Origin of the sequence: Pseudomonas sp. Z8(2022) (assembly GCF_025837155.1) — a bacterium.
Lineage (GTDB): Bacteria > Pseudomonadota > Gammaproteobacteria > Pseudomonadales > Pseudomonadaceae > Aquipseudomonas.
The window spans coordinates 2,788,855-2,814,711 of record NZ_CP107549.1 but is presented as its reverse complement, the minus strand read 5'-3'; the positions used below and the strand labels follow the sequence as shown (position 1 = coordinate 2,814,711).

Genomic DNA, 25,857 nt, shown 5'->3' with positions numbered 1-25,857 from the left:
CTTCAGCCCAGGTGAAAACCACCGTCGATGGGAATGATGGCGCCGGTCATGTAGGCACCGGCGCTGCCGGCAAGGCTTAGCGCCAGTGCGGCCGTCTCGTCCTCACGACCCCAGCCCTCTCGAAGCGTGGTGAGGTCTTCATCCTAGGGCCTGACTGCGTGGAAAGCAGGCATCATGGCCGGCCGAAATGACGCTTCATGCGTTTTGTCCTGTCGCGGCCAAAGCACTTTCCACTGGAGCAGATTGAGTGGGGCTCTAGCCGTGGTCTGCCATCTGCACATCCAGTACCCGGATACGCCCCGGCTCGGGGTAATGCCAGTGCACATCCAGATCCCAGAAGCGCGCGCCGTAGCGCCGCTGCGGCTGTGGCTGCTGATAGGCCGGGCGCGGGTCCTGCGCCAGGCATTGCTCGATCAGTTCCACCAGCGGCTCAGCCAGACGCAGCGCGTGCTGGCGCGCCTGGGCCAGCGCATCGTCCTGCCAGTCCACCGGGATCAGCGGAGGCGGCGCCTCGGCCATTTCGTTCCGTGCGCCGGCCACCGCATCGGCATAGGGCACATAGGGCTTGATATCCAGTACCGGTGTGCCGTCGAGCAGATCGATGCCGGACAGATGCAGGCGGCCCGGCTCCACTCGTTCCAGACGCACGACCGATTGGCCGATGCCATTGGGGCGGTGGGTGGCGCGGGTACTGAACACGCCGACGAACTGGTTGCCACCCAGGCGGGGCGGGCGCACCTTCAGTCGCGGCTTGTCTTCCAGCGCCTGGTGAAACAGAAACAGCAGCCAGACATGGCTGACCTGTTCCAGGCCCTGGACGGCGTCGCCCTGGTCGAAAGGCGGCAGCAGTTCCAGCACGCCGCGGGCGGCCGGGGCCAGGTGTGGCTGGCGGGGAATGGCGAACTTTTCCCTGAAGCAGGAGCGGACGATACCGACCGGAGAAACCAGATGCTGCATGGTGGCCTGCTTAGCGTCTGTTGACGGGGGCGTCGTACGCCACGCGGCAGCCGGCATCGCGGAACGGGCCGGTGAAACGAATCCAGCCGTCGCCCGGGCTTGCCTGGGCACAGGTCAGGTGGCCGTCGATCTTGCTCTGCCACAGATAGAACGGCGCCGGGGCGGCGAGAGTGGGCAGGCTCAGGGCGAGCAGGGTGGTCAGCAGCAGGGTACGCATGGTGATGATCTCCAGAGCGTGATGGCTCAGCCTAGCACGGCCTCAGAATCGTTCCTTGTCACCCAGGTAGCGCCATTGCCCGGCCGGCAGCTTGGCCATCGGCACGCCGCCAATGCGGATGCGTTTCATGCCCAGCACTTTCAGGCACAGCGCGGTGCAGATCTGCCGCAGCAGATCGGGTGCCGGATTCTTCAGGGCGAAGCGCAGGCGCTGCTCGCTCTGCCAGCTGGCCTTGCACGGCGGGAACTGTGTGCCCTTGTGCTGCAGACCTTTCTTCAGCCGCTCCAGTGCACTGGCTGGCAGTTCGCCGGCGACGTCCACCAGGTATTCCTGCTCCAGCTTGGCACCGTCTTCGCGCAGCTTGCGCTGTGCGCGCCAGTCCTGGCTGAGTACGACCAGGCCGCTGGCGCCGTTCTGCAATGGCAGGCTCTGCTCCTGGCGCAGGAAATGCCCATGCAGGATGCGTTGGGCGTGCGGATCTTCTTCCCAGTGCCGTTCGCCCGTGAGCAGATGCTGTAGCTGTGCGGCGCTGGTTCCGGCCGGGCAATGCACCAGCAGGGTGACTGGCTCTACCGGATCGAGGCTGGCACCGGGCAGCAGCTTGACGCGCTGGTCCTCGACCTTGAACTGCGGCGCTTCGACCACCTGGCCGTCCACCGTGACCCAGCCGCCGGTGATGTACAGGTCAGCCTCGCGCCGGGAGCAGCCGAACAGTTCGATGACGCGTTTGGACAGGCGGGTGGGATCGCTCATGGTGGTGCTCGATAAAAAGAAGGCCATTGTACCGGCAAGGAACCATGGTGCCGGAAAAGAAAAAGCCCCGCATGCTGCGGGGCTCTTCGGCAGGTGGTGGATCAGACCAGCTCGCCCCACATGTCGTATTCGTCGGCATCGACGATGCGCACGCGCACCTTGTCGCCCGGCTTGACGTTGGTGGAGTCGATGAACACGCTGCCGTCGATCTCCGGGGCGTCGGCCCAGGAACGCGCCACGGCGCCTTCGCCATCCACTTCGTCGACCAGCACGTCCATCTCCAGACCGATCTTGGCCTGCAGACGCGCCGAGCTGATCGCCTGCTGATGCGCCATGAAACGCTCCCAACGCTCCTGTTTGACCTCATCCGGTACCGGCTCCAGGCCCATGTCGTTGGCCGGTGCGCCTTCCACCGGCGAGTACTGGAAGCAGCCGACGCGGTCGAGCTGCGCCTCGGTCAGCCAGTCCAGCAGGTACTGGAAGTCTTCTTCGGTCTCGCCGGGGAAGCCGACGATGAAGGTGGAGCGAATGGTCAGCTCCGGGCAGATCTCGCGCCACTTCTTGATGCGCGCCAGGGTCTTGTCTTCGAAGGCCGGGCGCTTCATCGACTTGAGCACTTTCGGGCTGGCGTGCTGGAAGGGGATGTCCAGGTACGGCAGCAGCTTGCCGGCGGCCATCAGCGGGATCACGTCATCGACGTTGGGGTAGGGGTAGACGTAGTGCAGGCGCACCCACACGCCCATCGACGACAGCGCTTCGCACAGTTCGAGCATGCGCGTTTTCACTGGCTGGCCGTTCCAGAAGTCCAGCTTGTACTTCATGTCGACGCCGTAGGCGCTGGTGTCCTGGCTGATCACCAGCAGCTCCTTGACGCCGGCCTTGACCAGGCGCTCGGCTTCGCTGAGCACATCGCCCACCGGGCGGCTGACCAGCTTGCCGCGCATAGACGGGATGATGCAGAAGCTGCAGGTATGGTTGCAGCCTTCGGAAATCTTCAGGTACGCATAGTGGCGTGGGGTCAGCTTGATGCCCTGTGGCGGCACCAGATCGATCAGCGGGTTGTGCTCGGTCTTCGGCGGGATGACCTCGTGCACCGCGTTGACCACCTGCTCGTACTGCTGCGGGCCGGTCACCGCCAGCACGCTCGGGTGCACGTCGCGGATGCTGTCTTCGGCCACGCCCATGCAGCCGGTGACGATCACCTTGCCGTTTTCCGCCAGCGCCTCACCGATGGCGTCCAGCGACTCGGCCTTGGCACTGTCGATGAAGCCGCAGGTATTGACCACCACCACGTCGGCATCCTGGTAGGTCGGCACGATTTCGTAACCTTCCATGCGCAGCTGGGTCAGGATGCGTTCGGAGTCGACGGTCGCTTTCGGGCATCCGAGCGAGACGAATCCGACTTTTGGGGTGGCGGTGGACATGCGGGCTAACCTCTAAGGGCGCCTGGCTGGCGCCTCTGATCAAAAAGTGCGCAATTCTAGCGGCGCTGCGGGCACTTGACCAGAGGCGTCTTCACCTCAATTGCGCCCCGGCAGCATGCGCGTCAGGGTGTTATCGCGCGCCACGTAATGGTGATACAGGCCGGCAGCTGCATGCAGGCCGATCAGCCAGTAGCCGGCGGTGCCGGCCAGCTCGTGCAGTTCCTTGATTTGGCCGGCCAGTTCCTTGTTTGGGCCGATCAGTGCCGGCAGCTCCAGGCCGAAGAAGGGGATGGGCTTGCCGGCGGCGCTGAGGATCAGCCAGCCGGCCAGCGGTGCGCCGATCATTAGGGCATACAGCGCCACATGCATCAGCTGGGCCGGTATGGCCTGCCAGGCAGGCAGTGCTGGTTCAATCCGGGGTGTCGGAGCGATCAGGCGGGCCAGCAGGCGCAGCCAGACCAGTGCAAAGACGCTCAGGCCGAGCATGAAGTGCCATTGCTTGAGCAGTTCACGGGTGTCGCTGCCCTTGGGGAAATTCCCTTTGAGCTCGATGCAGGCATAAACGGCGGCGATCAGAAGCAGCATCAGCCAGTGCAGGGCAATGGACAGGCTGCCATAACGTGAGGGGGTGTTCTTCCAGTTCATCGGGGTTTCCTCGGTCAATCCGCTGCAACTGAGGCAGGTGCGTTGAGCATAGGCCCGCTTGGCTGAGGAGAAACTGAGGAAGATCAATGATCGCAAACGAAAAAGGCCACTCGATTGAGTGGCCTTTATCTGAAGGTGGTTGCGGGAGCAGGATTTGAACCTACGACCTTCGGGTTATGAGCCCGACGAGCTACCAGACTGCTCCATCCCGCGCCGGCCATTCTACGCTTGCTTAATATCTTGTCAATCGATTTGTTTCGTTTGATCGAAAAAGTTAATTCTCGCCAAAGCAAAAAGGCCACTCATTGAGTGGCCTTTTCGTGAAGCTGGTTGCGGGAGCAGGATTTGAACCTACGACCTTCGGGTTATGAGCCCGACGAGCTACCAGACTGCTCCATCCCGCGTCTGTGGGGCGGCATTTTACAGCCAGAAGCCTGGTTGTCAACCGCTATCTGCGAGAAAAGTGTTTTCAACTCAGATGCTTAGCATCAAACAGCTGTTAGACTGCAACGCTCCAGGCCAGGCTGGACGAGGCTTCCGAGGATGTTGTGCGCAAGATAATCCACGTTGACTGCGACTGCTTTTATGCCGCCATCGAGATGCGTGACGACCCGAGCCTGGCCAATCGTCCGCTGGCCGTTGGTGGCTCCGCCGACCGACGCGGGGTGATCGCCACCTGCAACTACGAAGCTCGCGCCTATGGCGTGCGCTCTGCGATGTCCTCGCGGCATGCATTGAAACTGTGTCCGGACCTGCTGATCGTCAAGCCGCGCTTCGAGGTGTACCGCAGCGTGTCGCGGGAAATTCACGGCATCTTTCGCCAGTTCACCGACCTGATCGAGCCGCTGTCGCTGGACGAGGCCTATCTCGATGTCAGCGACTCGCCGCATTTTGCCGGCAGCGCCACGCGCATTGCCCAGGAGATTCGCCGCCGTGTAGCGCAGGAGTTGCATATCACCGTGTCGGCAGGGGTGGCGCCGAACAAGTTCCTGGCCAAGATCGCCAGTGACTGGCGCAAACCCAATGGCTTGTTCGTCATCACGCCGGATCAGGTCGATGACTTCGTCGCCGAGTTGCCGGTGGGCAAGCTGCACGGTGTAGGCAAGGTGACGGCTGACAAGCTGACGCGTATGGGCATCCGCACTTGCCTGGATCTGCGTGACTGGAACAAGCTGGCGCTGGTGCGCGAGTTCGGCAGCTTCGGTGAGCGTCTGTGGTGTCTGGCTCACGGCATCGACGAACGCGAGGTCAAGGTCGATAGCCGTCGCCAGTCATTGAGCGTCGAGCATACCTACGATCAGGATCTGCCTGATCTGGAGAGCTGCCTGGAAAAGCTGCCGGTGCTGCTCGAAGAGATGAACGGCCGTCTGCAGCGCCTGGACGCCAGCTACCGGCCGGACAAGCCCTTCGTCAAGGTCAAGTTCCACGACTTTACCCAGACCACCCTCGAGCAGGCCGGGGCCAGTCTGGAGCTGGAAAGCTATCGGCAGTTGCTGGCCAGCGCTTTTGCCCGCGGCAACAAACCGGTGCGTCTGCTGGGGGTTGGCGTCAGGCTGCATGATCTGCGCGGTCGGCAGGAGCAACTGGAGCTGTTTGCCTGAAGACGAATTGAAGGGCTTAAGCCGCGATGAATCCATCGCCGCGGCAGCCTCCCATGACGTAACGGTGTTGCCCGATCACTCCGCCCAGAGGCGAATCGGCTTGCCGCTGGCCGGCCTCAGTTGCAGTTGGCCAATGCCGTTGAAGTCCCAACGCTGGACTTCGCTCAATGCAGCAAGGAAGCGCTGTTCCTGCTTCATCAGTGCCGGCGCACACAGCTTGCGGGTGCTGCCCGGTGCCTCGAAGCGGATCGCGTCTTCCTTGAGTGAATAACCGGCGAACCAGTGGTTGCAGCCCGCATGCCCGTGTGCCCGGCCGTCGGCGGCGAAGGTGACCGTCAGGTGGCTGCGGTCGATTAGCGGGCGTTCGCCGATCCACTCCACGCGATAGCTGCGCCCGGTTTCCAGTTGCGCTGCGTCGCTGGCGCAGCCGCTCAGTGCGCCAGCGAATAGTGCGAGGGGCAAGGCGCGATGCATGGTGTCAGGCCTCCTGGCAGCTGCGGCACAAATGACGGCCGGCGTCGTTGCGCCAGCCCAGTTCGCTGATACGGGCCTCGGCAGCCGGCGCTTGCGCGGCTTTGCCGAGGGCGGCATCGACGGCGAATTCGAAATCCAGCTGCTTGCCGCAGCCGTCGCAGTTCACCTGCCAGTTATGGATGGCCAGCTCCTTGAACTGTGGTCCTTTGCATACCGCCAGCCACTGACCGGGCGGGTTGATCAGATGGCGAACCTTTTCCACGTCCAGGCGCATATGCAGGTCGCGGCTGCCTTTGAGGGTGACCAGCAAGGTGTCATTGGCCTGGATCGAGCCGCCGTTGCCGGTGACCTGATAGCGGCCCGGCGCCAGGGCACGGCATTCGGTGAGAGTGTGCTGCGGGTTGAGCAGGGAATAACGGAAATCGTGTTCGGCCATGGGTCCTCCGGTTCAGCCGGCATGCTATCACGCGCGGGCCCTGACCTCATCGCCCGGACGGCCGCGCGTCTGGCCCTCATCGATCAAGGACGAGGTCATCTTGCGCGCCGTATCGCTGGCCGTCAGGCGCTCTGTGCCGCTGCTTCGGTCAGGCGTGCGATGGCGTCGTCCAGTTCGTCCAGCGCACGTTGCGCCTCGGGGTCGTCCTGCTTGAGCAGTGTCTCGCTGCGTTGGCAGGCCGCGCGCAGTTGCGGCACACCGCAGTAACGAGTGGCGCCGTGCAGGCGGTGAACCCGCTCGATCAGTGTGGTGCGTTCGCCTGCATCGCGTGCCTGGCGGATGGCCTGGCGGTCGCCCGGCAGACCCGCCAGCAGCATGCTCAGCATATCGGCGGCCAGATCGGCCTTGCCGGCGGCCAGGCGCAGGCCTTCTTCGGCATCGAGCACCTTGGGTTGCAACTGCGGCGGTGCAACTGGGGCGATTCGATGGTTCGGCTGATTGCGCAGGTTCAGGCCGGTCCACTTCAGAACCACCTGGGCCAACTGGCGTTCATTGATCGGTTTGGTCAGATAGTCGTCCATGCCGCTTTGCAGCAGGGCGCGCTTCTCGTTGGCCAAGGCGTGTGCGGTCAGGGCGATGATCGGTGTGGCGCCACGGCCTTCCTCGATCTCCCATTGACGAATGGCTTCGGTCGCTTCGCGGCCATCCATGCCGGGCATCTGCACATCCATGAACACCAGATCGAAGCAGCCTTGCTGTACGGCTTCTATTGCAGCGTAACCACTATCTACAGCCTTGACCTGGGCGCCCAGGTCGTCGAGCAGGGTCTGCACCAGCAGCAGATTGGCCGGATTGTCGTCGACGCAGAGAATCTGCGGTCGGCGTGTGTCGCCGATGACGACCGCCTCGTTAACCGGGCGTTGCGGGTTGACCAATTCCACCAGCGCCTTGTGCAGCTTGCGCGTGCAGGGAGGCTTGGCCTGCAGCTGGGTGTAGGCATCGGGGAGCGATTCATGGAACAGCCCCAGCTCGGTAGTCGGGCACAACACCAGAGCCTTGCAGCCGAGCTGGTCGAGATCCCGGATGTGCTGGCCGAGAGTGTCGGGTGGCATCTGGCTGGCAGTGATGCCCAGCACCGCCAGGCCCAGCGGTTGTTCGGCTTCCCGCTGGTTCTTTACCGCTTCGAAGAATTGCTCCGGATTGGCGAAGCCTTGCACCTGGAGGCCGCAATCCTCGAGCTGGTGAGTCATTGCCTGGCGCGCCAGCTCGTGGCTCTCCAGCACGGCCACGCGGCGGCCCTGCAGGGCGGTACGCGGCAGGTCTTCGGCATCGTCACGGGCCTTGGGCAGGGTCAGGGTGATCCAGAACTCCGAGCCTTCTCCCGGCGTGCTGTCGACGCCGATCTCGCCACCCATCTGCTCGATCAGGCGTTTGGATATCACCAGGCCGAGGCCTGTGCCGCCGGCCTGACGGCTGAGCGAGTTGTCGGCCTGACTGAAGGCCTGGAACAGCGTGCGCAGGTCTTCATCGGTCAGACCGATGCCGGTGTCCATCACGCTGATGCGCAGCTGCGCACTGTCGGCGCTCTCGTCCTCGACCATGGCCCGCATGACGATGGTGCCTTCGCGGGTGAACTTGATGGCGTTGCTCACCAGATTGGTCAGCACCTGTTTCAGGCGCAGCGGGTCGCCGCGCAGAGCCAGCGGGGTGTCGCGGTAGATCAGACTGACCAGTTCCAGCTGCTTCTCATGGGCGGTCGGAGCAAGGATGGTCAGGGTGTCCTGCAGAAGATCGCGCAGGTTGAAGGGGATGGATTCGAGCACCAGCTTGCCGGCCTCGATCTTGGAGAAGTCGAGTACCTCGTTGATGATGCCGAGCAGGCTGTCGGCGGACTTTTCGATGGTCGACAGATAGTCCTGCTGGCGCGGGCTGAGCTCGCTTTTCTGCAGCAGGTTGGTGAAGCCGAGAATGCCGTTGAGCGGAGTGCGAATCTCGTGGCTCATGTTGGCCAGGAATTCGGACTTGATGCGGCTGGCCTCCAGGGCCTCCTTGCGCGCGAAGTCCAGCTCGATGTTTTGGATCTCGATGGTTTCCAGGTTCTGGCGTACGTCCTCGGTGGCCTGCTCGATGCTGTGCTGCAGTTCTTCCTGGGCGTTCTGCAGGGCTTCGGCCATGCGGTTGATGCCGGCGGCCAGTTCGTCCATCTCGTGACTGCCCAGCGGTGGCAGACGGGTTTCCAAGTGGCCGTCCTTGAGCAGGGCGACGCCAGCCTTGATCTCGCGTAGCGGGCCGTTGATGCTGCGGCTCATGCGCAAGGCGAGCAGGGCGGTGACGGCGAGGCCGCCAGCGATCAGCAGCAGGCTGGCGAACAGGCTGCGATAGCCACTGAGCAGCGTACCCTGATGGGAAAGTTCCATCTCGACCCAGCCGAGCAGCTCCAGCTCACGCTCGGCATCGGGGCTGTCGCTGAGCACCAGGTGCTGGTCGTAGACCGGCAGCAAAAAGCGTGTGGCGTCCTGGCCGCTGAGCAGGCTGACGCCCGGTTGGCCGGTGGGCGGCGGGTTGAGCATGCTCGGTCCGGCATGGGCCAGCAGAGCTCGTTCGGTGTCGAGAAAACCAGCAGCGCGGACGTCCGGATGCTCGAGCGCCTGTCGGGCGATGCGTTCGAGCTTCTTGATGTCGTTCTGTTCCAGCGCCGGGGCTGCCAGCGGTGCCAGGTGTTCCACCAGCATCTCGCCGCGCTGCAGCAACTGGGTCTGCAGGCCCGACAGCTGCACCCAGGTGAAATAGCCACCCAGCACCAGCGCCAACAGGCTGGTGGGCAGCAGGGTGAGCAGCAGCACGCGCCCCTTGATGCTGAGATCCTTGAACACGACCTTCCTCCTTCAGAACATCTGGGCAGTGTAGCGATTCGTCACGCTGGAATCTTTAGGTGAGCGATTGTTGTTTAGTAGGTAGAATTGTTCTCATTCTGCTGCCCGGTTTTTCGCCATGATGATCTCCGCTCCCGCTTCGGCTCGAATTCTCGCGGTCGAGGACGATCCCCTGCTTGCCAGCCATCTGCAGTCGCACCTGATGGGCTGCGGTTTTGACGTGACGCTCAGCCATGACGGCAGCGAAGGCCTGCAGCTGGCTGAAAGTGATGATTTCGACCTGATCCTGATGGATATCCTGCTTCCGGGTACCAATGGTCTCGAGGCGCTGCAGCGTCTGCGCCGGCAGCGCAGCGTGCCGGTATTGCTTATGTCGGCGCTGGGCGACGAGCAGAACCGCATCGCCGGTTTCAGTCAGGGGGCCGATGACTACCTGCCCAAGCCCTTCAGCCTGGGCGAGCTCAGTGTGCGGATAGAGGCCATCCTGCGGCGTGTCGCCTACGAGCGGCGTGAGCCGCATCCGGGCAACGAGAGCAATGGCTTGCAGTTCGACGAGGGGCGCAGCGACGTGGCCTTCCACGGCAACTGGGTTGGCCTTACGCCCAGCGAGTACCGTGTGCTCGAACTGCTCTGGCGGCACAGGGACGAGGCGCTGAGCAAGCCTTTCCTTTATCAGCAGGCCCTGCGCCGTGCCTACGCGCAGCATGACCGCAGCCTGGACATGCACGTCAGTCATATCCGTCGCAAGCTGCAGGCCGTTGGTAACGAGACCACGCGTGTCGATACCGTGTGGGGCAAGGGATACATCCTGGTGCAGGCCGGCGCATGAGTCTGCCCGGGAGGCACTCGCTGCTCTGGCGCCTGGCTGGCGCGCTGGCACTGTTCTGTCTGCTGCTGGTCAGCCTGCATGTGGATGTCGGACGTGAGCTGATGGATGCCACCTCCTATTTGCCCGAGTCCACTCGGCAGACGCTCAAGGACTATGGCCGGGAGGCGGAGAACAGCTGGCGTGAAGGCGGCGCGCCGGGCGTCGATGCCTATCTGCAGCAGCTGCAGGCACGCGAGCAGGTATGGGCCGTGGTGGTCGGCCCGCAGAAGAATTCGTTATCCTCGCAGCCCTTGAGCGCCGAGCAGGCGCAGCGCCTGGATTTCGTGCGTAGGCTGGATTTCCCCGTGGGGCGGCCGGGCAGCATGCCAACCTTCTATATCCCCTTCAGCGAAAGCGATGCCCGGCTGGTGATGGAACTGCCGCAGCGTCTGGACCCGCGCAGGTACAACGAACTGTGGGAGCTGCTGCTGCAGCGCATACTGCCGGCGATTCTGGCGGTCGTCGTGGCGGTACTGCTGTACCGTCTGCTGATCGCTCCGCTGGCGATTCTCCGACGCCAGGCCGCCGTGCTCAGTGCGGGCGACCTTTCCGCTCGGCTCGGATCACAGGTGACGCGGCGCAAGGACGAGCTGGGTGAACTGGCCCGGACCTTCGATCACATGGCCGAGCGCCTGGAGGGCACTGTGTCCTTCCAGCGTCAGTTGCTGCGCGATCTGTCCCATGAACTGCGCACACCACTGGCGCGCCTGCGTGTGGCCGGAGAGAGCGAGCAGGATGTTGCCGCGCTGCGGCAGCGACTGGCGCGAGAAGTCGAGCAGATGGAAAAGCTGGTTGGCGATGCACTGGAGCTGGTCTGGCTGGACACGGAGCGGCCACAACTGCCCCGTGAAGAGGTGGACGTTGCCAGGTTATGGGATGTGCTGCGCGAGAACGCCGGGTTCGAAACCGGCTGGCCGCTCGAGCGCATGCCTTGCGACCTGCCTGCACACTGCCTGGTACGCGGTAACCTCAACGGCCTGGCGCAGGCGTTCGAAAACATCCTGCGCAACGCCATCCGGCATTCGCCGGATGATGCCGTGGTGCGCCTGGCAGGCCGGCTGGAAGGTGGCCGCTGGTTGTTGTGGATAGAGGATCAGGGGCCGGGCGTGGCCGACAGCGAGCTGGAGGCCATCTTCCGTCCCTTCACCCGTCTCAGCGCGTCAAGGCCGGGTGGCGATGGCTTCGGCCTCGGTCTGGCGATCGCCCACAGCATGATCGAGACGCAGGGTGGGCGCATCTGGGCGGCAAACCATGAGCATGGCTTGCGCATATATATGTACCTGCCGGCGGCTTGAGCGCACCGGGCGGCCCATGGTTGCGTTCGCCGGGTGATGCCGCCGCGGGTTCGGCGTATCATGACGCCCCTTCGCGTCAGTCTGGATTCGAGCGACCCATGACCCTGCAATTTCCCACCATTGCCGACTGCATCGGCAATACCCCTCTGGTACGCCTGCAACGCCTGGGCGGCGACACCAGCAATACCCTGCTGGTCAAGCTGGAAGGCAACAACCCGGCCGGTTCGGTCAAGGACCGCCCGGCGCTGTCGATGATCGATCGCGCCGAGCTGCGTGGTGATATCCGCCCCGGCGACACCCTGATCGAAGCGACCAGCGGTAATACCGGTATTGCCCTGGCGATGGCTGCGGCGATCAAGGGTTACAAGATGATCCTGATCATGCCGGACAACTCCACCGCCGAGCGCAAGTGGGCGATGACCGCCTATGGCGCCGAGCTGATTCTGGTCAGCAAGGAGGAGGGCATGGAGGGGGCGCGTGACCTGGCCGAGCGGCTGCAGGCCGAAGGCCGTGGCAAGGTGCTCGACCAGTTTGCCAATGGCGACAACCCCGAGGCGCACTACAACGGTACCGGTCCCGAGATCTGGCGCCAGACCGGCGGCACTATCACCCATTTCATCAGCTCCATGGGCACCACCGGTACCATCATGGGCACCTCGCGCTATCTGAAGGAGCAGAATCCGGCGATCCAGATCATCGGTCTGCAGCCGCAGGAAGGTTCGGCCATCCCCGGCATCCGCCGCTGGCCCGAGGAATACCTGCCGAAGATCTATCAGGCCGAACGGGTCGATCAGGTGATGGACATGAGTCAGGCCGAGGCCGAGCACGTCATGCGCCGCCTGGCGCGGGAAGAGGGCATCTTCTGCGGCGTGTCGTCCGGCGGCTCGGTAGCCGGCATGCTGCGTCTGTCGCAACAGGTGGAGAACGCCGTGCTGGTGGCGATCATCTGCGACCGCGGCGACCGCTACCTGTCCACCGGCGTATACGAAGAACCGGCGCGCTGATGGCCCGACGCAGCTCCAACCTGCGCTTCCAGCCCAGCGGCGGCAGCCGCGCGGCGCAGGTGCCGGTCGGCAAGAAGCAGAAACTCGCCATCGAGCGTCTGGCCGGTGACGGCCGCGGCATCGCCTTCGAGGGCGGTCGTACATGGTTCGTCAGCGGTGCACTGGCTGGTGAACAGGTCGAGGCACGAGTGCTTGGCGCCCGTAGTCAGACCGTCGAGGCGCGCGCCGAGCGCATCATCGTGGCCAGCAGCGAGCGCCGTGAGGCGCCGTGCGTGCATGCCGACCGTTGTGGCGGTTGCAACCTGCAGCATATGCCGCATGCCGACCAGCTTGCCCTGAAACAGCGCACCTTGGCCGAGCAGTTGTCACGCCTGGGTGGCGTGCAGCCGGACGAGTGGGCCGCGCCATTGGCTGGCCCGGAACTCGGCTACCGCCGCCGCGCGCGCGTGGCCGTGCGTTGGGATGCCAAGGCGCGCCAGCTGCAGGTCGGCTTCCGCGCCGAGGCCAGTCAGGACATCGTCGCCATCGATGAGTGCCCGGTGCTGGTACAGCCTTTGCAGCCTGTTTTCAGCGCGTTGCCGGCGTTGTTGCGCAGCCTGGAAAAGCCGCAGGCAGTTGGCCATGTGGAATTGTTCAGCGGTACGGCCGAGGCCGTTCTGCTGCGCCACACGGCTGTGCTGCCCGAAGCTGACCTGAACCGTTTGCGCATGTTCTGCAGCGAACACCGTGCGCAGTTGTGGTTGCAGGGGGAAGGGCAACCACAGCCGGACGATCCGTCCGCCGAGCTGGGGTTCGAGCTGCAGCGCTGGCAACTGCAGCTGGCTTATCGGCCGGGCGATTTCGTGCAGGTCAATGGTCTGGTCAATGAGGCCATGGTCGCCCAGGCGCTAGACTGGTTGGCAGTAGAATCCGGCGAACGGGTGCTGGATCTGTTCTGCGGCCTGGGCAACTTCGCCCTGCCGCTGGCGCGTCAGGCCGCTGAAGTAGTGGCCGTGGAGGGCGTCGAAGCGATGGTGCGGCGGGCTGCCGACAATGCGCGGAACAATGGCTTGGGCAATGCGCACTTTTACCGTGCCGACCTGTCCAACCCGCTGGCCGGTGAGACCTGGGCGCGGGGCGGTTTCGCCGCAGTGCTGCTCGACCCGCCGCGTGACGGCGCGCTGGAGGTGGTACGTGGGATGGGCGATCTGGGCGCGCGTCGTCTGGTCTATGTATCCTGCAACCCGACCACCCTGGCACGCGACGCCGCCGAGCTGGCACAGCAGGGCTACCGTCTGCGCCGCGCCGGGATTCTCGACATGTTTGCGCAAACTGCGCATGTCGAGGCGATGGCACTGTTCGAGAAACCCGAGGCCTAGCCTCGGTCTAACAGGTCGTAGTTTTTCAACGACCTGTCAAAGCGGTACGTTCGGTACCGCGGGGGGTGTGCAGGATGCGCATCCTTTCAGTTAATCCGACCGGCTCAGAGAAGGCCGGCGACTGTTCGGTGCGACATGGGCGCACCGTAGGGAAGGTAAGACGATGGTTCAGGTGAGAGCGCATCAGCCGGTCAACGACGACGGCAGCATCAATCTCGAGGCCTGGTTGGATCATGTCACCCGCGTCGATCCGGCGCTGGACCGTCAGGCGTTGCAGGAAGCCTGCGAGTTCGCCCGCGATCTGGAGCAGCAGGCCAACACCACCCAGCATCACTGGAGCGAGGGCGCGTCGACGTTCCGTGCCGGCCTCGACATCGCGGAAATCCTCGCCGATCTCAAGCTCGATCAGGATTCTCTGGTCGCAGCGGTCATCTATCGCGGCGTGCGCGAGGGCAAGATCACACTGGCTGCAGTGCACCAGCGATTCGGCCCGGTAGTGGCCAAGCTGATTGAAGGCGTACTGCGCATGGCGGCGATCAGCGCCAGTATCAACCCGCGTGAATCGGTAGTGGTCGGCTCGCAGACGCAGGTGGAGAACCTGCGCAAGATGCTGGTGGCCATGGTCGACGATGTGCGCGTGGCGCTGATCAAGCTGGCCGAGCGCACCTGCGCCATCCGCGCGGTCAAGGAAGCCGACGAGGAAAAGCGCCAGCGCGTCGCGCGCGAGGTGTTCGACATCTACGCACCGCTGGCTCACCGCCTGGGCATCGGTCATATCAAGTGGGAGCTGGAGGACCTGTCCTTCCGCTACCTGGAACCGGAGCAGTACAAGCAGATCGCTCGGCTGTTGCACGAGCGGCGGCTGGATCGCGAGCAGTACATCAACGACGCCATGGCCCACCTGCGCCAGGAGCTGGAGAGCGCCGGAATCAAGGCCGACATCAGCGGCCGGGCGAAACACATCTATTCGATCTGGCGCAAGATGCAGCGCAAGGGCCTGCAGTTCAGCCAGATCTACGACGTGCGTGCGGTGCGCGTGCTGGTGCCGGAGGTGCGCGACTGCTACACCACCCTGGGTATCGTGCATACCCTGTGGAGGCACATCCCCAAGGAGTTCGACGACTACATCGCCAACCCCAAGGAGAACGGCTACCGCTCGCTGCACACCGCCGTGCTCGGCCCGGAAGGCAAGGTGCTGGAGGTGCAGATCCGCACTCACGCGATGCACGAGGAAGCCGAGCTGGGCGTGTGCGCGCACTGGCGCTACAAGGGTACCGACGTCAAATCCGGCTCCAACCACTACGAAGAGAAGATCTCCTGGCTGCGCCAGGTCATCGAGTGGCACGAGGAGCTGGGCGACATTGGCGGTCTGGCCGAGCAGCTTCGCGTCGATATCGAGCCGGACCGGGTTTACGTCTTCACTCCGGACGGTCACGCCATCGACCTGCCCAAGGGCGCGACACCCCTGGATTTCGCCTACCGAGTGCATACCGAGATCGGTCACAACTGCCGTGGCGCCAAGATCAACGGGCGCATCGTGCCGCTGACCTACAGCCTGCAGACCGGCGAGCAGGTGGAAATCATCACCGGCAAGCAGGGCTCGCCGAGCCGCGACTGGCTCAACCCCAACCTGGGCTACGTCACCACCAGCCGTGCGCGGGCGAAGATCGTCCACTGGTTCAAGCTGCAGGATCGTGACCAGAACGTCGCCGCCGGCAAGCAATTGCTCGAGCGCGAGCTTGCGCGCCTGGCCCTGATCGGCGTGGACTTCGACAAGCTTGCCGAGAAGGCCAACCTGAAAACCGCCGAAGACCTGTTCGCGGCCCTGGGCGCCGGCGATGTGCGCCTGGCTCATGCGGTCAACCTGGCGCAGCAACTGGTCGAGCCGGAGCGCAGCAGCGAACAGCTCGAACTGATCCCGCGCAAGGCTCAGGGCTTCAAGCCGGGCAAGCGCGGCGACATCCAGATTCAGGGCGTCGGCAACCTGCTGACGCAGATGGCCGGCTGCTGTCAGCCGCTGCCGGGCGATCCCATTGTCGGCTACATCACCCTCGGTCGCGGCGTCACCATTCACCGTCAGGACTGCCCTACGGCGCTGCAGCAGTCAGCGCGCGAACCGGAGCGGATGATCCAGGTGAGCTGGGGGCCGGTGCCGGTGCAGACCTACCCGGTGGAAATCGTCATCAAGGCCTACGACCGTTCCGGTCTGCTGCGTGACGTCACCCAGGTGCTGCTCAACGAGAAGCTCAACGTGCTGGCGGTCAACACCCGCTCGAACAAGGAGGACAACACCGCCTCCATGTCGATCACAGTGGAGATTCCCGGGCTCGATGCGCTCGGCCGCCTGCTGGCACGTATCGGTCAGTTGCCCAACATCATCGAGGCGCGCCGTCACCGCGTGGCATAACAGGACGTATTCATGTACCAGCTCGACGACCTGCTGCACCTGATGGCGCGCCTGCGTGATCCGCAACACGGCTGCCCGTGGGACCTCAAGCAAAGCTACGCGAGCATCGTGCCTTATACCCTGGAAGAGGCCTACGAGGTCGCCGACGCCATCGAGCGCGGCGATTTCGATCACCTGCCGGGCGAGCTGGGCGACCTGCTGTTTCAGGTGGTCTACTACAGCCAGCTGGCGCGCGAGGAGGGGCGTTTCGACTTTGCCCGGGTGGTCGATGGCATCACCCGCAAGCTGATCCGCCGCCACCCGCACGTATTTCCCGATGGCGATCTGTACGGCGCTGCCGATGCGGCGAAGCTGGAGGAGGCTGCGGTCAAGCAGCGCTGGGAAGAGCTCAAGGCCCAGGAGCGCGCCGAGAAAGCCAAGGCGCCGGAGCAGTTGTCCCTGCTCGACGACGTACCCACTGCGCTGCCGGCGCTTTCGCGCGCCGCCAAGCTGCAGAAGCGTGCGGCCCAGGTCGGGTTCGACTGGCCCGAAGCGCTGCCGGTGGTGGACAAGGTGCGCGAAGAGCTGGACGAAGTACTCGAAGCCATGAGCGAGAACGATGCCGAGGCGGTGGCCGAGGAGATTGGCGACCTGCTGTTCGTCGTCACCAACCTGGCGCGGCACCTGAAAGTCGACCCGGAAGCTGCGCTGCGTGCGGCCAATGGCAAGTTCGAGCGACGCTTTCGCTTTATCGAACAAAGCGTGCGTGAAGCCGGGCGTGGTCTCGACAGCTGCTCGCTGGAGGAGCTGGACGCGTTGTGGGGTGAGGCGAAGAAGCTGGAGAAGCAGTCTCCCGCTTGCTGAGCACGATTACCCGGATTGCAACCGGGCCAGTGGCGGCTTTTCGGGCTGGAGCCGTTGCGCCTTAGCCCTTATGCTGGGCGCCTTGGACTGGCAGCGCGAATCTGCGCCGCTGCCGCAACAAAATCATGTTCGGGATCTTTATTCATGGGTCTTTCCCTGCGCGACCAGCTGCTCAAAGCCGGCCTGGTCAATGAAAAACAGGCCAAGCAGGTTGGCAAACAGCAGCAGAAGCAGAAGCGTCTGGCGCACAAGGGCCAGGCCGAACTCGACGACAGCGCCCGCCAGGCAGCGCTGCAGGCTCAGGCCGAGAAGGCTGCGCGTGACCAGGAGCTGAACCGCCAGCAGCAGGAAAAAGCCGAGCAGAAAGCCCGTGCCGCGCAGATCAAGCAACTGATCGAGCGTTCACGCCTGCCCAAGCTCGATGGCGAGGACTACTACAACTTCGTCGACGACAAGAAGGTCAAGCGCCTGCCGGTCAACACCATGGTGCGCAACAAGCTGTCCAACGGCTGGCTGGCCATCGTCCGCCATGGCGGTGGCTATGAGGTCATCCCGCGTGAGGCAGCGTTGAAGATTCAGGAGCGCGACGCCTCGCGCATCGTTCTGCTCAATACGCATGTCGAAGAGCCGGATGCCGACGACCCTTACGCGGCCTATCAGATCCCTGACGATCTGATGTGGTAACACCGCGTTACTGCAGGTTCGCATGGGGTGCGTGGCAACACCTGCGCCGGTTCAGCAGCTCTTGCCGCTTAACAGCACCCGGCCGAAACTGGCGCCTGCATCCAGTGGGGTGATTGCCAGCAAGCGATCCATGCGCAGACGCTGCTGGCCATCGGCCGTGTGCACCAGCAGAAACTCTCCCTTGTTCGCCATGGTTTCAGTGGTCAGGGCCTGGCCCCGCAGGTGAGAGCCGTCGACCAGTTCGATATCCAGCTGATAGCGGTGCATGCAGGCGATCTCCAGGTAGTCGTAGAGATCGCAGGCGAGGGGTTGGTAGTCATCCATCGAGTTTTCCTCCGCAATTACCAGAGCCTAGTCGAGAAGTGGCTGCGACTGTTTGCGGAGAAACAAAAAACGCCGCAACCCCTTATGGACGTTGCGGCGTTTTCGTATTACCGGTGTGTTTACATCAGTGGGATGGTGTAGCTGACGATCAGGCGGTTCTCGTCCAGGTCACCGATAGTCGCGTTCGAGCGCACCATCGCGTTACGCCAGCGCACGCCGAGGTTTTTCAGCGGGCCTTCCTGGATGATGTAGCTGATATCCACATCGCGTTCCCATTCCTTGCCGCTCGTGCCGCCTACGCCGTCGAAGCCGTCGCCGGTGACGTAGCGTACGAAGGCCGTCAGCCCGGGAATGCCATAGCTGGCGAAGTTGACGTCATAGCGTGCTTGCCAAGATTTCTCGTCCGCGCGGGTAAAGTCGAGGATCTGGATATAGTTGACGATATAGGGATCGGTTTCACTCAGGAAGGGGAATGCGCCGTCCCCGCTGACCCTCTGATAGCCGAGGCGGAAAGTGTGCGCGCCGATGCCCGCCCAGAGGTTCACCGACGTCAGGTCGTTGTCCAGCTTGCCACCAAGTTTGCGGCCGTTGTCCTGGGAGTCGAAGTAGGCCAGATTGGCCCCCAGCTTCCAGTCGCCGATCGGCTGCACGTGGATCAGGTTGTACAGCTTCTGGTCGTAGATATCGTCCAGCTCGCCGTACCACAGGCCGACAGTGGTATTGCCGCCGTTGAATTTGTAGTCGCCGCCCGCAAAGTTGTAACGGTCACTTGCAACGCCGGGATAGTTGGTGACGAGGATATCCTCCCTATCAGTAGAGTTTCGCTGGTTCACCTCACGCAGCTGACCGCCATTTAGGGTCAGGCCGTCGATCTCCTGCGAGGTGATCATGCCGCCGGTGAAAACCTGCGGCAGCAGGCGCGAGTCACCGGCGGAAACGATGGGCAGCTTGGGCATCAGCCCGCCCACCTTGGCGACGGTCTTGGATATACGTGCCTTGACTGCCCCGCTGAACTCCGAATATTCGTCCGGCCCCTCGTCGCCGAAACCGTTGGGCAGCAGGCCGGTGCCTGCACGTTCGTCGGACGAATCAAGCTTCAGCCCCAGGCCGGCATAGGCGTCCAGACCAAACCCGACGGTACCCTCGGTGAAACCGGATTCAGCCTTGAGGATGAAGCCCTGTGCCCATTCCTCGCGTTTTGACTGAGCGACGCCCGTGTCGCGCAGATCGCGATTCATGTAGAAGTTGCGCAGTTCCAGAGTGGCTTTGCTGTCGCCGATGAAGTCAGCCTGTGCCAGGGATGGCAGCGTCAGGCTGGCGCCCAGCGTGGCGAGGGCCACGGCGCGGGCGAGGGGAGTCTTGCTCATTATTGTTGTCTCCTCGTTGTTATTGTCAGGCCGGACACAATGTGACCGGCCAGTTACGGCGCGATGAAATAAAGCATCTGGATAACGAGTCGACTGTAAGACTTTAGTCTGGCCGCCAGTCGCGGCAAATCAGGGCCGGACGGGCGCAGGCTCTAAGTCGTGCCTGTCGGGGCTTTTCATGGCGGTGCCGCTGATCAGAAAAACGTATTCGCAGGCAATCGAGGCCGGAAGAATCGGCAACCGTTGGTCGATAAAAGCTAAAGCTTGCTCTTGGGCGGTCGTTAAATTCGGCAGATAACCTGTTCAGGTACCCGTCATGAATCCTCTGAGCTCACTCAATTCCGCCGCGTCCCGTGCCGCGCAAGCCGGCCAGTCCATTGCCGCGCGCAACAATGCCGCCGATGCGCAGGCCGTTCTGGCCAATCGCCTCGCCGAGAAACTGGGCGTGCCGCCGGGTTCGCTTTCCGGCTCGCGTGACGACTTCACCCCTGAAAAGGTTGCCGGGCGGATTCTCGGTTTCATCGAGCAGCGCCTGCAGAGCGAGGCGGCAGCCGGTGCTGACCCGGCCAAGCTGGACAAGCTGCTGAGTCAGGCGCGTGAAGGTGTGGAGAAGGGCTTCGCCGAAGCGCGCAAGATCCTCGATGGCATGGGTGTGCTCAAAGGCCAGGTGGCAGGCGATATCGATGACACCTACAAGCGTATCCAAGATGGCCTCGGTGATCTCGACAAGCGCTTTGGCAGTGCCGTCCCGAGCGCCTCGGACAAGGTCGCGGTGGCAGGCTACAGCGAGCGCTTCAGCGCATTGGCGGAGACCTTCGATCTGTCCATTACCACTCGCGATGGCGACCGACTGCGTATTTCCGTGGCTCAGGCTTCGGCCAGCTGGTCGCAGAGCAGCTTCGCCGCCTCCGGCGATGGCAAGTCCACCAGCGTGGCCGCCAGCAGTCAGTCCGGCAGCATGCGTATCGGCGGCTGGCAAGTGTCTGTCGAAGGCGAGCTGGACGCTGACGAGATCAAGGCGCTGGAGAAACTCTTCAGCCAGGTTCAGGACCTTTCCGACAAGTTCTATGCCGGTGATCTGGCCGGCGCCTTCGACCGCGCCATGGCGCTGGAGATGGACAGCGAGCAACTGGCGTCGATGTCCCTGCGGCTGACCCAGACCAGCGTACGCCAGGCTACCGATGCCTACGGTGCTGTGGCCGGGCAGGGTGCAAGTGCGGTCAACAGCGATCTCCAGGACTATGCCCAGGGTCTGCTCGATGCGCTACGCAGTGCCGGTGAGCTGACCCAGGATGCGGGTGGCCTGCTCAAGGATCTGCTCAAGGGCGGCTTCTCGCTCGACGAGCGTTTCGACCAGGCGCGTCTGGACAAGGCCGACAGTCTCAACCGCAGCCTGCTGGATGGCCTGCAGTCTCTGCTCGCCGCCCAGGCAAGCGACGCGAGCTGATCTCCGCCCGGTGTTAAACTGCGCACCTCGCTGACAGAGAGGTGCGCACATGACCCCTGAATGCCAACTTTTCGGAACCCTGGGCTGCCATCTCTGCGAGGTGGCCGAGGCGCTGTTGATGCCCTTCGTCGAGAATGGCTTGCTGGTCGAGCTGATCGACATTGCCGAGCACGAAGGCATGGTCGATCACTACGGTTTGCGCATTCCGGTGCTGCGTCGTTGCGACACCGGCAGTGAGCTGAACTGGCCGTTCGATGCCGATCAGGTGGTGGCCTTTCTCAGCTGAAAGGCGGCACCGATAAATTGCAGGCAATAAAAAACCCGCCGGTTAGGGCGGGTTTTTTGATTTGGTCGGAGAGACAGGATTCGAACCTGCGACCTTCTCGTCCCGAACGAGACGCGCTACCAAGCTGCGCTACACTCCGAATGAGGCGTATTCTACCGAAAAACTTTTACCGCACAAGGGGTTAGCCTGAAAAAATCTGCAGGCCGTTCGTCCTTTTATGCGGCCGGCGCAAGCTCGGCGTCCTTCGGCGATGCCTCGGGTTCTCGCCTCAGAGTTCCTTGACGGTCTGCACCTGATCCTTGTTGATCGTGGCGCGCTTGCCGTCGAGTTGCTCGAATTCGTAGAAGCCGGACTCTTCATCGAACTTGGGCTTGTCCACGGTCTGGATCTCGCGCCCGTCGTTCAGCGTGATCACCGATGGCGTGGAGCAGCCAGCCAGTACAGCGAAGCCGAGAGTCATCAGCAGGGCGGGGATGATCCTTTTGGTCATGGTTTGTCTCCTTGCGTACAAATGGGGTGCCTACGTTCTGACGTAAAACTCCTGTATGAGTTCCGCAGCGGCCGTTCTGCCTCAGCTGGCGGGCGTACTTTGCGCCAGCGTTTCAGGGGTGTTGAGGTTGGCCAGCCGTTCATCTTCCATCGGGCAAACAACGGCAATCGGCGACAGCCTGGCGAACCAGCGTTGTGGGCTGCGTTCGCCGGCCTGCCAGGCCTGCTCCAGATCATCCTTCAAGCGGGTCGGCAGCAGGCAGAACAGCGGCTGCCAATAGTCGCCCTGGCGAATCACTACAGGCCGGTCGCCTGCGTGGGCGAGTAGCGATTCGATCAGTGCGCGGTCCACCAGCGGGGCGTCGCAGGGCAGCACCAGCATCTGCTCATGGCGCGCTACAGCCATTCCGGCGCGAATGCCGGCCAGTGGGCCCTGAAAATCCCTATCCTCGTCGGCTACCAGCTGGTCGGCGTAGAGGGCGTAACGCTCGCTGTTACGATTGCAGGAGATGATCAGGTCATCGCTCAGCGGCCTGGTCAGGTCATGCAGCCAGGTGATCAGGGGGCAGCCGCGCCATTCGATGAGCCCCTTGTCCTGCCCGCCCATACGCTGGCCTCGACCGCCGGAAAGCAGTAACACCGAGCAGGGGAGGGAGGGGGCTGGTGCAGGCATCTGGGCGGTCTCCGACGTCAGGCTGTGTGATATAACAGCGCCCATTCTCTCCCAATTGGATGCCTGCCATGAACCACAAGGCCGATGCGGTTTTCGTGCCGCTGAACATCGCCGTGCTGACCGTCAGCGACACGCGTACGCTGGAGACCGATACCTCGGGCCAATTGCTGGTCGATCGCCTGACCGCTGCCGGCCACCAGTTGGCTGTCCGTGTACTGCTCAAGGATGATCTGTACAAGATCCGCGCCCAGGTCGCGACCTGGATTGCCGAGGATCAGGTGCAGGTCGTGGTGATTACCGGCGGTACCGGTTTCACCGGGCGCGACAGCACACCGGAAGCGGTTGCCTGCCTGCTGGACAAGCAGGTCGACGGTTTTGGCGAGCTGTTCCGGCAGATATCCGTAACCGATATCGGCACCTCGACCATTCAGTCGCGCGCACTGGCCGGTTTGGCCAATGGCACGCTGGTGTGCTGCCTGCCAGGCTCGACCAACGCCTGCCGCACTGCCTGGGACGGGATTCTCGCTGAACAGCTGGATGCACGGCATCGTCCCTGCAACTTCGTGCCGCACCTCAAATCGGTGGGCGCGTGCGAGTCGCGCGGATGAGCTGTTGCGATCATCCCGGCCTGCTGCCCATGGAGGCGGCGCTGGAGCGTCTGCTGGCATTGGCCGACGCGGCTCCCGTCGAGCAGACCGAGCAGGTCGTGCTGGCCGAGGCCGATGGCCGGGTGCTGGCCGAGCCGCTGATCGCGGCGCTGGATCTGCCGCCATGGGCCAACAGCGCCATGGACGGCTACGCCCTGCGCCTGGCTGACTGGAGCGGCCAGCCGTTGCCCGTCAGTCAGCGCATTCAGGCCGGCGCTGCGCCCGTGCCGTTGGAGCCGGGAACCTGCGCGCGCATTTTCACCGGAGCGCCGCTGCCTGAAGGCGCCGATACCGTGGAGATGCAGGAGAACGTCGAGGTTGATGAGGCGGGATGCGTGCATTTCCGCGAGCGGCTGAAAGCCGGGCAGAATGTTCGCGCCCAGGGTCAGGAAACCCGCATGGGGGACTGCGTACTGCCAGCCGGTACGCGCCTTGGGCCTGTCGAGCTGGGGTTGGCCGCATCCCTGGGCGCCGCGCGGTTGTCGGTACGCCGGCGTCTGCGCGTTGCCGTGTTGTCCACTGGCGATGAGCTAGTAGAACCGGGGCAGGCGCTCGGTCCGGGGCAGATCTATAACAGCAACCGGCGTTTGCTGATCGCCTGGCTGCAACGTCTGGGCTGCGCCGTGGTGGATGCGGGCATCTTGCCCGACGACCTGCAGCGCACCCGGGAAGCGCTGGGCACTCTGGGCGAGGTGGATCTGATTCTTTCCACGGGCGGTGTTTCGGTGGGGGAGGCGGACTATCTCGGCCTGGCCCTGCGTGAGGCGGGTGAGCTGGCGTTGTGGAAGCTGGCGATCAAGCCGGGCAAGCCACTGACTTTCGGTCATTACCAGGGCGTGCCGGTGATAGGTCTGCCGGGCAATCCGGCCTCGACACTGGTCACCTTCGGTTTGCTGGCGCGCCCCTATATGCTGCGCCGCCTCGGCGTGCAGCGGGTCGAACCCCTGGGTTTCGCGGTGCCCGCGGGTTTCAGCTGGGGAAAACCGGGCATGCGTCGTGAGTACCTGCGTGCACGTCTGGAAAATGGTCGTGCGGTGCCTTATGCCAATCAGAGTTCTGGCGTTCTGCGAAGCGCCGCCTGGGCCGAAGGACTGGCTGAGGTGATGGAGGGCAGCACACTGGCCGAAGGGGATACGCTGCGTTTCATTCCCTTGAGCGAGATTCTTGGCTGAAGAATCAGGCGCCCGGCTTACAGATGGCTGGGCGCGTTAGATGGCATGCTGAGACCACTTGGTCACATTTCTGACGATAGAATTTGCAAATGGACACTATAGAGGGCATAGTCGCCGACTTATAAATTCAACCGACACGGTCGTGCCCATGCTAAAACGCTTCGCACCCCTCGTGCCTCTTGCACTGACGGTCTTTCTCGCTGCCTGCGCCGGCCATTCGCCGCAGCCGCAGGTCAGTGAAACCAGGATCGACCCCGTTGATAGTACGTTCTCTCATCAGGCCGAGGCTGCTGCTGATGAAGTCAACGCGCTGATCGACGATAAACCCTACGAAATGCCGCAACTGGCCGACAGCCTGCTCGATCTCGGGCGTTCGCTGATCGGTACGCGTTATCGTTACGGCGGCACTTCGGTGCAGTCCGGTTTCGATTGCAGCGGTTTCGTTGGCTACCTGTTCCGTGAGGAGCTCGGTCTGGAGCTGCCTCGCTCCACTCGTGAGCTGATCAACCTCGACGCGCCCAAGGTGGCACGTGCCGATCTCGAACCTGGTGACCTGATCCTGTTCAACGATCGCGGTCGCGGTCGCGTCAGCCATGCTGGTATCTATCTGGGCGATGACCAGTTCATCCATTCCAGTAGCAGCCGCAGCGGCGGTGTGCGTATCGACAGCCTGGATGACAGCTACTGGAACCGCAGTTACCTGCAGGCCAAGCGCGTCCTGGCGCTGGCCCCGGTGGATGAGCAGGTCGCAGCCAAACGCCCCAATTGATGTGTCGCGGCAAAGGCTGGCGCGCTGGCGTAATGCCAGGAAAAAAACAGGTAAGGAGGCGCAGTGTACTGCGGTACATGAGCGCCCCGAGCCTGTTTTGACGCAGAAGCTGCCTACGCGCAGCGGACTTTGTAAGGGTCTTGAGGGTTGCGCCGTTTGCCTGCAATGGGCAGAGTAGGACGCATTCAGGCTCTGGATCGCCTCGCTTATGCCCTTAACGACCCGCGTCGTTCTCATTTCTATTGCGCTGCTGCTGAGCGCCTGTAGCAGTCGTGCACCCTCTCCTCAGCCGGTCTATAGTCCAGCGGTCTCTTCCTCTTCCTGGCAGGGAGGCGCTGAAGACGTTCTGTTTCGTGCCCTGGGGCTGGTCGGTACGCCTTATCGTTATGGTGGTAATACACCGGAAGGCGGTTTCGACTGCAGCGGCCTGATCGGTTATGTCTATCGAGATGCCGCGGGTATCAGCCTGCCGCGCTCGACCCGCGAGTTGAGTGCGATGCGCACGCCGGAGGTACGTCGCGATGCGCTGCAGAGTGGTGATCTGGTGTTCTTCGCCACCAATGGCGGGCGCGCCGTGAGTCATGCCGGCATCTATGTCGGGGAAGGGCGTTTTGTCCATGCGCCATCAAGTGGCGGCACCGTGCGCCTGGACAGTCTCGACAATGTCTACTGGCAGCGTGTCTACCTCGATGCCAAGCGTGTGATCACGCCCGAGCTCGCCCGCAATCCCTGATTGGTCCTGGCCGAGCCCATCCGCCTGCTCCTCAGCCAGAGGTCTGCGAGTCTTGCGCGCGCCCGGTGGCGCTGAGTAGCCACCATCCGATTCCCAAAGCACTGCACGACA

The 25,857-nt window shown here is 63.4% G+C and carries 26 protein-coding genes, 3 tRNA genes and 1 pseudogene; 14 read left to right on the top strand and 16 right to left on the bottom strand.

What is annotated here, in order from left to right; genetic code table 11:
* Positions 1-2: 2 nt before the first annotated feature.
* The 8 genes and pseudogenes from OEG79_RS13365 to OEG79_RS13330 all read right to left on the bottom strand — a co-directional run.
* Positions 3-113: pseudogene (locus tag OEG79_RS13365) on the bottom strand (3-oxoacyl-ACP reductase); the annotation flags it as partial.
* Between the two features lie 142 nt (positions 114-255).
* The gene (tsaA, locus tag OEG79_RS13360) at positions 256-957 is read right to left on the bottom strand and encodes a tRNA (N6-threonylcarbamoyladenosine(37)-N6)-methyltransferase TrmO (protein ID WP_264145484.1); all 702 of its coding nucleotides are present in this window, start codon (positions 955-957) and stop codon (positions 256-258) included.
* A gap of 10 nt (positions 958-967) precedes the next feature.
* Complete coding sequence (locus tag OEG79_RS13355) at positions 968-1,174, bottom strand: hypothetical protein (RefSeq protein WP_264145483.1); 207 nt, start codon at positions 1,172-1,174, stop codon at positions 968-970.
* A 42-nt stretch (positions 1,175-1,216) separates the two neighbouring features.
* Complete coding sequence (locus OEG79_RS13350) at positions 1,217-1,927, bottom strand: rRNA pseudouridine synthase (protein ID WP_264145482.1); 711 nt, start codon at positions 1,925-1,927, stop codon at positions 1,217-1,219.
* A 101-nt stretch (positions 1,928-2,028) separates the two neighbouring features.
* Positions 2,029-3,351 carry a 30S ribosomal protein S12 methylthiotransferase RimO gene (rimO, locus tag OEG79_RS13345; RefSeq protein ID WP_147811104.1) on the bottom strand — a complete coding sequence of 441 codons (1,323 nt, stop codon included), beginning with the start codon at positions 3,349-3,351 and terminating at the stop codon, positions 2,029-2,031.
* Positions 3,352-3,447: 96 nt separating this feature from the next.
* Positions 3,448-3,996, bottom strand: a complete 549-nt coding sequence (locus OEG79_RS13340) for a cytochrome b (RefSeq protein WP_264145481.1) — start codon at positions 3,994-3,996, stop codon at positions 3,448-3,450.
* Positions 3,997-4,132: 136 nt separating this feature from the next.
* A tRNA-Met gene (locus OEG79_RS13335) sits at positions 4,133-4,209 on the bottom strand.
* Between the two features lie 114 nt (positions 4,210-4,323).
* Positions 4,324-4,400 (bottom strand) — tRNA-Met (locus tag OEG79_RS13330).
* Between the two features lie 144 nt (positions 4,401-4,544).
* On the opposite strand from OEG79_RS13330, the gene dinB reads away from it, so the two are divergent.
* Positions 4,545-5,597 carry a DNA polymerase IV gene (gene dinB, locus OEG79_RS13325; RefSeq protein WP_264145480.1) on the top strand — a complete coding sequence of 351 codons (1,053 nt, stop codon included), beginning with the start codon at positions 4,545-4,547 and terminating at the stop codon, positions 5,595-5,597.
* Positions 5,598-5,672: 75 nt separating this feature from the next.
* Here the strand turns inward: dinB and OEG79_RS13320 are convergent, their stop codons facing one another.
* The 3 genes from OEG79_RS13320 to OEG79_RS13310 all read right to left on the bottom strand — a co-directional run bounded on the left by OEG79_RS13320 (position 5,673) and on the right by OEG79_RS13310 (position 9,380).
* Positions 5,673-6,071 carry an META domain-containing protein gene (locus tag OEG79_RS13320; RefSeq protein ID WP_264145479.1) on the bottom strand — a complete coding sequence of 133 codons (399 nt, stop codon included), beginning with the start codon at positions 6,069-6,071 and terminating at the stop codon, positions 5,673-5,675.
* Between the two features lie 4 nt (positions 6,072-6,075).
* Positions 6,076-6,507, bottom strand: a complete 432-nt coding sequence (locus OEG79_RS13315) for a hypothetical protein (RefSeq protein WP_264145478.1) — start codon at positions 6,505-6,507, stop codon at positions 6,076-6,078.
* 122 nt (positions 6,508-6,629) lie between these two features.
* Positions 6,630-9,380: a response regulator gene (locus OEG79_RS13310; RefSeq protein ID WP_264145477.1), complete on the bottom strand. Its 2,751-nt coding sequence runs from the start codon at positions 9,378-9,380 to the stop codon at positions 6,630-6,632.
* A gap of 118 nt (positions 9,381-9,498) precedes the next feature.
* Between OEG79_RS13310 and OEG79_RS13305 the strand changes: the two genes are divergently transcribed.
* The 7 genes from OEG79_RS13305 to OEG79_RS13275 all read left to right on the top strand — a co-directional run bounded on the left by OEG79_RS13305 (position 9,499) and on the right by OEG79_RS13275 (position 17,839).
* Positions 9,499-10,209: a response regulator transcription factor gene (locus OEG79_RS13305; protein ID WP_264145476.1), complete on the top strand. Its 711-nt coding sequence runs from the start codon at positions 9,499-9,501 to the stop codon at positions 10,207-10,209.
* Entirely contained in the window at positions 10,206-11,543 is a 1,338-nt protein-coding gene (locus OEG79_RS13300) for a sensor histidine kinase (RefSeq protein WP_264145475.1), read from the top strand. Before OEG79_RS13305 ends, OEG79_RS13300 begins: the two co-directional genes overlap by 4 nt.
* A gap of 98 nt (positions 11,544-11,641) precedes the next feature.
* Positions 11,642-12,547 carry a cysteine synthase CysM gene (gene cysM / locus OEG79_RS13295; RefSeq protein ID WP_264145474.1) on the top strand — a complete coding sequence of 302 codons (906 nt, stop codon included), beginning with the start codon at positions 11,642-11,644 and terminating at the stop codon, positions 12,545-12,547.
* On the top strand, positions 12,547-13,905 hold the full coding sequence (gene rlmD, locus OEG79_RS13290; protein ID WP_264145473.1) for a 23S rRNA (uracil(1939)-C(5))-methyltransferase RlmD: 1,359 nt from the start codon (positions 12,547-12,549) through the stop codon (positions 13,903-13,905). The genes cysM and rlmD overlap by 1 nt, the downstream gene beginning before the upstream one ends.
* A gap of 163 nt (positions 13,906-14,068) precedes the next feature.
* Entirely contained in the window at positions 14,069-16,312 is a 2,244-nt protein-coding gene (gene relA, locus OEG79_RS13285; RefSeq protein WP_264145472.1) for a GTP diphosphokinase, read from the top strand.
* Between the two features lie 12 nt (positions 16,313-16,324).
* Positions 16,325-17,155 (top strand): nucleoside triphosphate pyrophosphohydrolase, encoded by an 831-nt coding sequence (mazG, locus tag OEG79_RS13280; RefSeq protein WP_264145471.1) that lies wholly within the window; start codon positions 16,325-16,327, stop codon positions 17,153-17,155.
* A gap of 144 nt (positions 17,156-17,299) precedes the next feature.
* Positions 17,300-17,839, top strand: a complete 540-nt coding sequence (locus OEG79_RS13275) for a DUF2058 domain-containing protein (protein WP_264145470.1) — start codon at positions 17,300-17,302, stop codon at positions 17,837-17,839.
* 51 nt (positions 17,840-17,890) lie between these two features.
* Here the strand turns inward: OEG79_RS13275 and OEG79_RS13270 are convergent, their stop codons facing one another.
* The gene (locus tag OEG79_RS13270) at positions 17,891-18,163 is read right to left on the bottom strand and encodes a Rho-binding antiterminator (protein ID WP_264145469.1); all 273 of its coding nucleotides are present in this window, start codon (positions 18,161-18,163) and stop codon (positions 17,891-17,893) included.
* Between the two features lie 119 nt (positions 18,164-18,282).
* The gene (locus OEG79_RS13265) at positions 18,283-19,530 is read right to left on the bottom strand and encodes an OprD family porin (RefSeq protein ID WP_264145468.1); all 1,248 of its coding nucleotides are present in this window, start codon (positions 19,528-19,530) and stop codon (positions 18,283-18,285) included.
* A 316-nt stretch (positions 19,531-19,846) separates the two neighbouring features.
* Here OEG79_RS13265 and OEG79_RS13260 point away from each other — a divergent pair, with 316 nt between their 5' ends.
* Positions 19,847-20,977, top strand: a complete 1,131-nt coding sequence (locus OEG79_RS13260; protein ID WP_264145467.1) for a DUF5610 domain-containing protein — start codon at positions 19,847-19,849, stop codon at positions 20,975-20,977.
* Between the two features lie 49 nt (positions 20,978-21,026).
* Positions 21,027-21,263, top strand: coding sequence for a glutaredoxin family protein (locus OEG79_RS13255; protein WP_264145466.1), 237 nt, complete (start codon positions 21,027-21,029; stop codon positions 21,261-21,263).
* A 62-nt stretch (positions 21,264-21,325) separates the two neighbouring features.
* Here the strand turns inward: OEG79_RS13255 and OEG79_RS13250 are convergent.
* The 3 genes from OEG79_RS13250 to mobA all read right to left on the bottom strand — a co-directional run bounded on the left by OEG79_RS13250 (position 21,326) and on the right by mobA (position 22,425).
* Positions 21,326-21,402 (bottom strand) — tRNA-Pro (locus OEG79_RS13250).
* 129 nt (positions 21,403-21,531) lie between these two features.
* Positions 21,532-21,753, bottom strand: a complete 222-nt coding sequence (locus OEG79_RS13245) for a YgdI/YgdR family lipoprotein (protein WP_264145465.1) — start codon at positions 21,751-21,753, stop codon at positions 21,532-21,534.
* 81 nt (positions 21,754-21,834) lie between these two features.
* Entirely contained in the window at positions 21,835-22,425 is a 591-nt protein-coding gene (mobA, locus tag OEG79_RS13240) for a molybdenum cofactor guanylyltransferase MobA (RefSeq protein ID WP_264145464.1), read from the bottom strand.
* 68 nt (positions 22,426-22,493) lie between these two features.
* On the opposite strand from mobA, the gene moaB reads away from it, so the two are divergent.
* The 4 genes from moaB (at position 22,494) to OEG79_RS13220 (ending at position 25,746) form a co-directional block, all read left to right on the top strand.
* Positions 22,494-23,033, top strand: coding sequence for a molybdenum cofactor biosynthesis protein B (gene moaB / locus OEG79_RS13235; RefSeq protein WP_264145463.1), 540 nt, complete (start codon positions 22,494-22,496; stop codon positions 23,031-23,033).
* A complete protein-coding gene (gene glp / locus OEG79_RS13230; protein ID WP_264145462.1) occupies positions 23,030-24,244 on the top strand; it encodes a gephyrin-like molybdotransferase Glp in 1,215 nt (404 codons plus the stop codon). The genes moaB and glp overlap by 4 nt, the downstream gene beginning before the upstream one ends.
* Positions 24,245-24,392: 148 nt before the next feature.
* Positions 24,393-25,013 (top strand): C40 family peptidase, encoded by a 621-nt coding sequence (locus tag OEG79_RS13225; RefSeq protein ID WP_264145461.1) that lies wholly within the window; start codon positions 24,393-24,395, stop codon positions 25,011-25,013.
* A gap of 208 nt (positions 25,014-25,221) precedes the next feature.
* The gene (locus OEG79_RS13220; RefSeq protein WP_264145460.1) at positions 25,222-25,746 is read left to right on the top strand and encodes a C40 family peptidase; all 525 of its coding nucleotides are present in this window, start codon (positions 25,222-25,224) and stop codon (positions 25,744-25,746) included.
* Positions 25,747-25,857 lie beyond the last annotated feature (111 nt).

What these genes read in the sequence shown, in the direction of transcription:
- tsaA (WP_264145484.1), bottom strand. Translation starts at nt 957, where the DNA reads ATGCAGCATCTGGTTTCTCCGGTCGGTATCGTCCGCTCCTGCTTCAGG.
- OEG79_RS13355 (WP_264145483.1), bottom strand. Translation starts at nt 1,174, where the DNA reads ATGCGTACCCTGCTGCTGACCACCCTGCTCGCCCTGAGCCTGCCCACT.
- OEG79_RS13350 (WP_264145482.1), bottom strand. Translation starts at nt 1,927, where the DNA reads ATGAGCGATCCCACCCGCCTGTCCAAACGCGTCATCGAACTGTTCGGC.
- rimO (WP_147811104.1), bottom strand. Translation starts at nt 3,351, where the DNA reads ATGTCCACCGCCACCCCAAAAGTCGGATTCGTCTCGCTCGGATGCCCG.
- OEG79_RS13340 (WP_264145481.1), bottom strand. Translation starts at nt 3,996, where the DNA reads ATGAACTGGAAGAACACCCCCTCACGTTATGGCAGCCTGTCCATTGCC.
- OEG79_RS13320 (WP_264145479.1), bottom strand. Translation starts at nt 6,071, where the DNA reads ATGCATCGCGCCTTGCCCCTCGCACTATTCGCTGGCGCACTGAGCGGC.
- OEG79_RS13315 (WP_264145478.1), bottom strand. Translation starts at nt 6,507, where the DNA reads ATGGCCGAACACGATTTCCGTTATTCCCTGCTCAACCCGCAGCACACT.
- OEG79_RS13305 (WP_264145476.1), top strand. Translation starts at nt 9,499, where the DNA reads ATGATGATCTCCGCTCCCGCTTCGGCTCGAATTCTCGCGGTCGAGGAC.
- OEG79_RS13300 (WP_264145475.1), top strand. Translation starts at nt 10,206, where the DNA reads ATGAGTCTGCCCGGGAGGCACTCGCTGCTCTGGCGCCTGGCTGGCGCG.
- cysM (WP_264145474.1), top strand. Translation starts at nt 11,642, where the DNA reads ATGACCCTGCAATTTCCCACCATTGCCGACTGCATCGGCAATACCCCT.
- rlmD (WP_264145473.1), top strand. Translation starts at nt 12,547, where the DNA reads ATGGCCCGACGCAGCTCCAACCTGCGCTTCCAGCCCAGCGGCGGCAGC.
- relA (WP_264145472.1), top strand. Translation starts at nt 14,069, where the DNA reads ATGGTTCAGGTGAGAGCGCATCAGCCGGTCAACGACGACGGCAGCATC.
- mazG (WP_264145471.1), top strand. Translation starts at nt 16,325, where the DNA reads ATGTACCAGCTCGACGACCTGCTGCACCTGATGGCGCGCCTGCGTGAT.
- OEG79_RS13275 (WP_264145470.1), top strand. Translation starts at nt 17,300, where the DNA reads ATGGGTCTTTCCCTGCGCGACCAGCTGCTCAAAGCCGGCCTGGTCAAT.
- OEG79_RS13270 (WP_264145469.1), bottom strand. Translation starts at nt 18,163, where the DNA reads ATGGATGACTACCAACCCCTCGCCTGCGATCTCTACGACTACCTGGAG.
- OEG79_RS13265 (WP_264145468.1), bottom strand. Translation starts at nt 19,530, where the DNA reads ATGAGCAAGACTCCCCTCGCCCGCGCCGTGGCCCTCGCCACGCTGGGC.
- OEG79_RS13260 (WP_264145467.1), top strand. Translation starts at nt 19,847, where the DNA reads ATGAATCCTCTGAGCTCACTCAATTCCGCCGCGTCCCGTGCCGCGCAA.
- OEG79_RS13255 (WP_264145466.1), top strand. Translation starts at nt 21,027, where the DNA reads ATGACCCCTGAATGCCAACTTTTCGGAACCCTGGGCTGCCATCTCTGC.
- OEG79_RS13245 (WP_264145465.1), bottom strand. Translation starts at nt 21,753, where the DNA reads ATGACCAAAAGGATCATCCCCGCCCTGCTGATGACTCTCGGCTTCGCT.
- mobA (WP_264145464.1), bottom strand. Translation starts at nt 22,425, where the DNA reads ATGCCTGCACCAGCCCCCTCCCTCCCCTGCTCGGTGTTACTGCTTTCC.
- moaB (WP_264145463.1), top strand. Translation starts at nt 22,494, where the DNA reads ATGAACCACAAGGCCGATGCGGTTTTCGTGCCGCTGAACATCGCCGTG.
- glp (WP_264145462.1), top strand. Translation starts at nt 23,030, where the DNA reads ATGAGCTGTTGCGATCATCCCGGCCTGCTGCCCATGGAGGCGGCGCTG.
- OEG79_RS13225 (WP_264145461.1), top strand. Translation starts at nt 24,393, where the DNA reads ATGCTAAAACGCTTCGCACCCCTCGTGCCTCTTGCACTGACGGTCTTT.
- OEG79_RS13220 (WP_264145460.1), top strand. Translation starts at nt 25,222, where the DNA reads ATGCCCTTAACGACCCGCGTCGTTCTCATTTCTATTGCGCTGCTGCTG.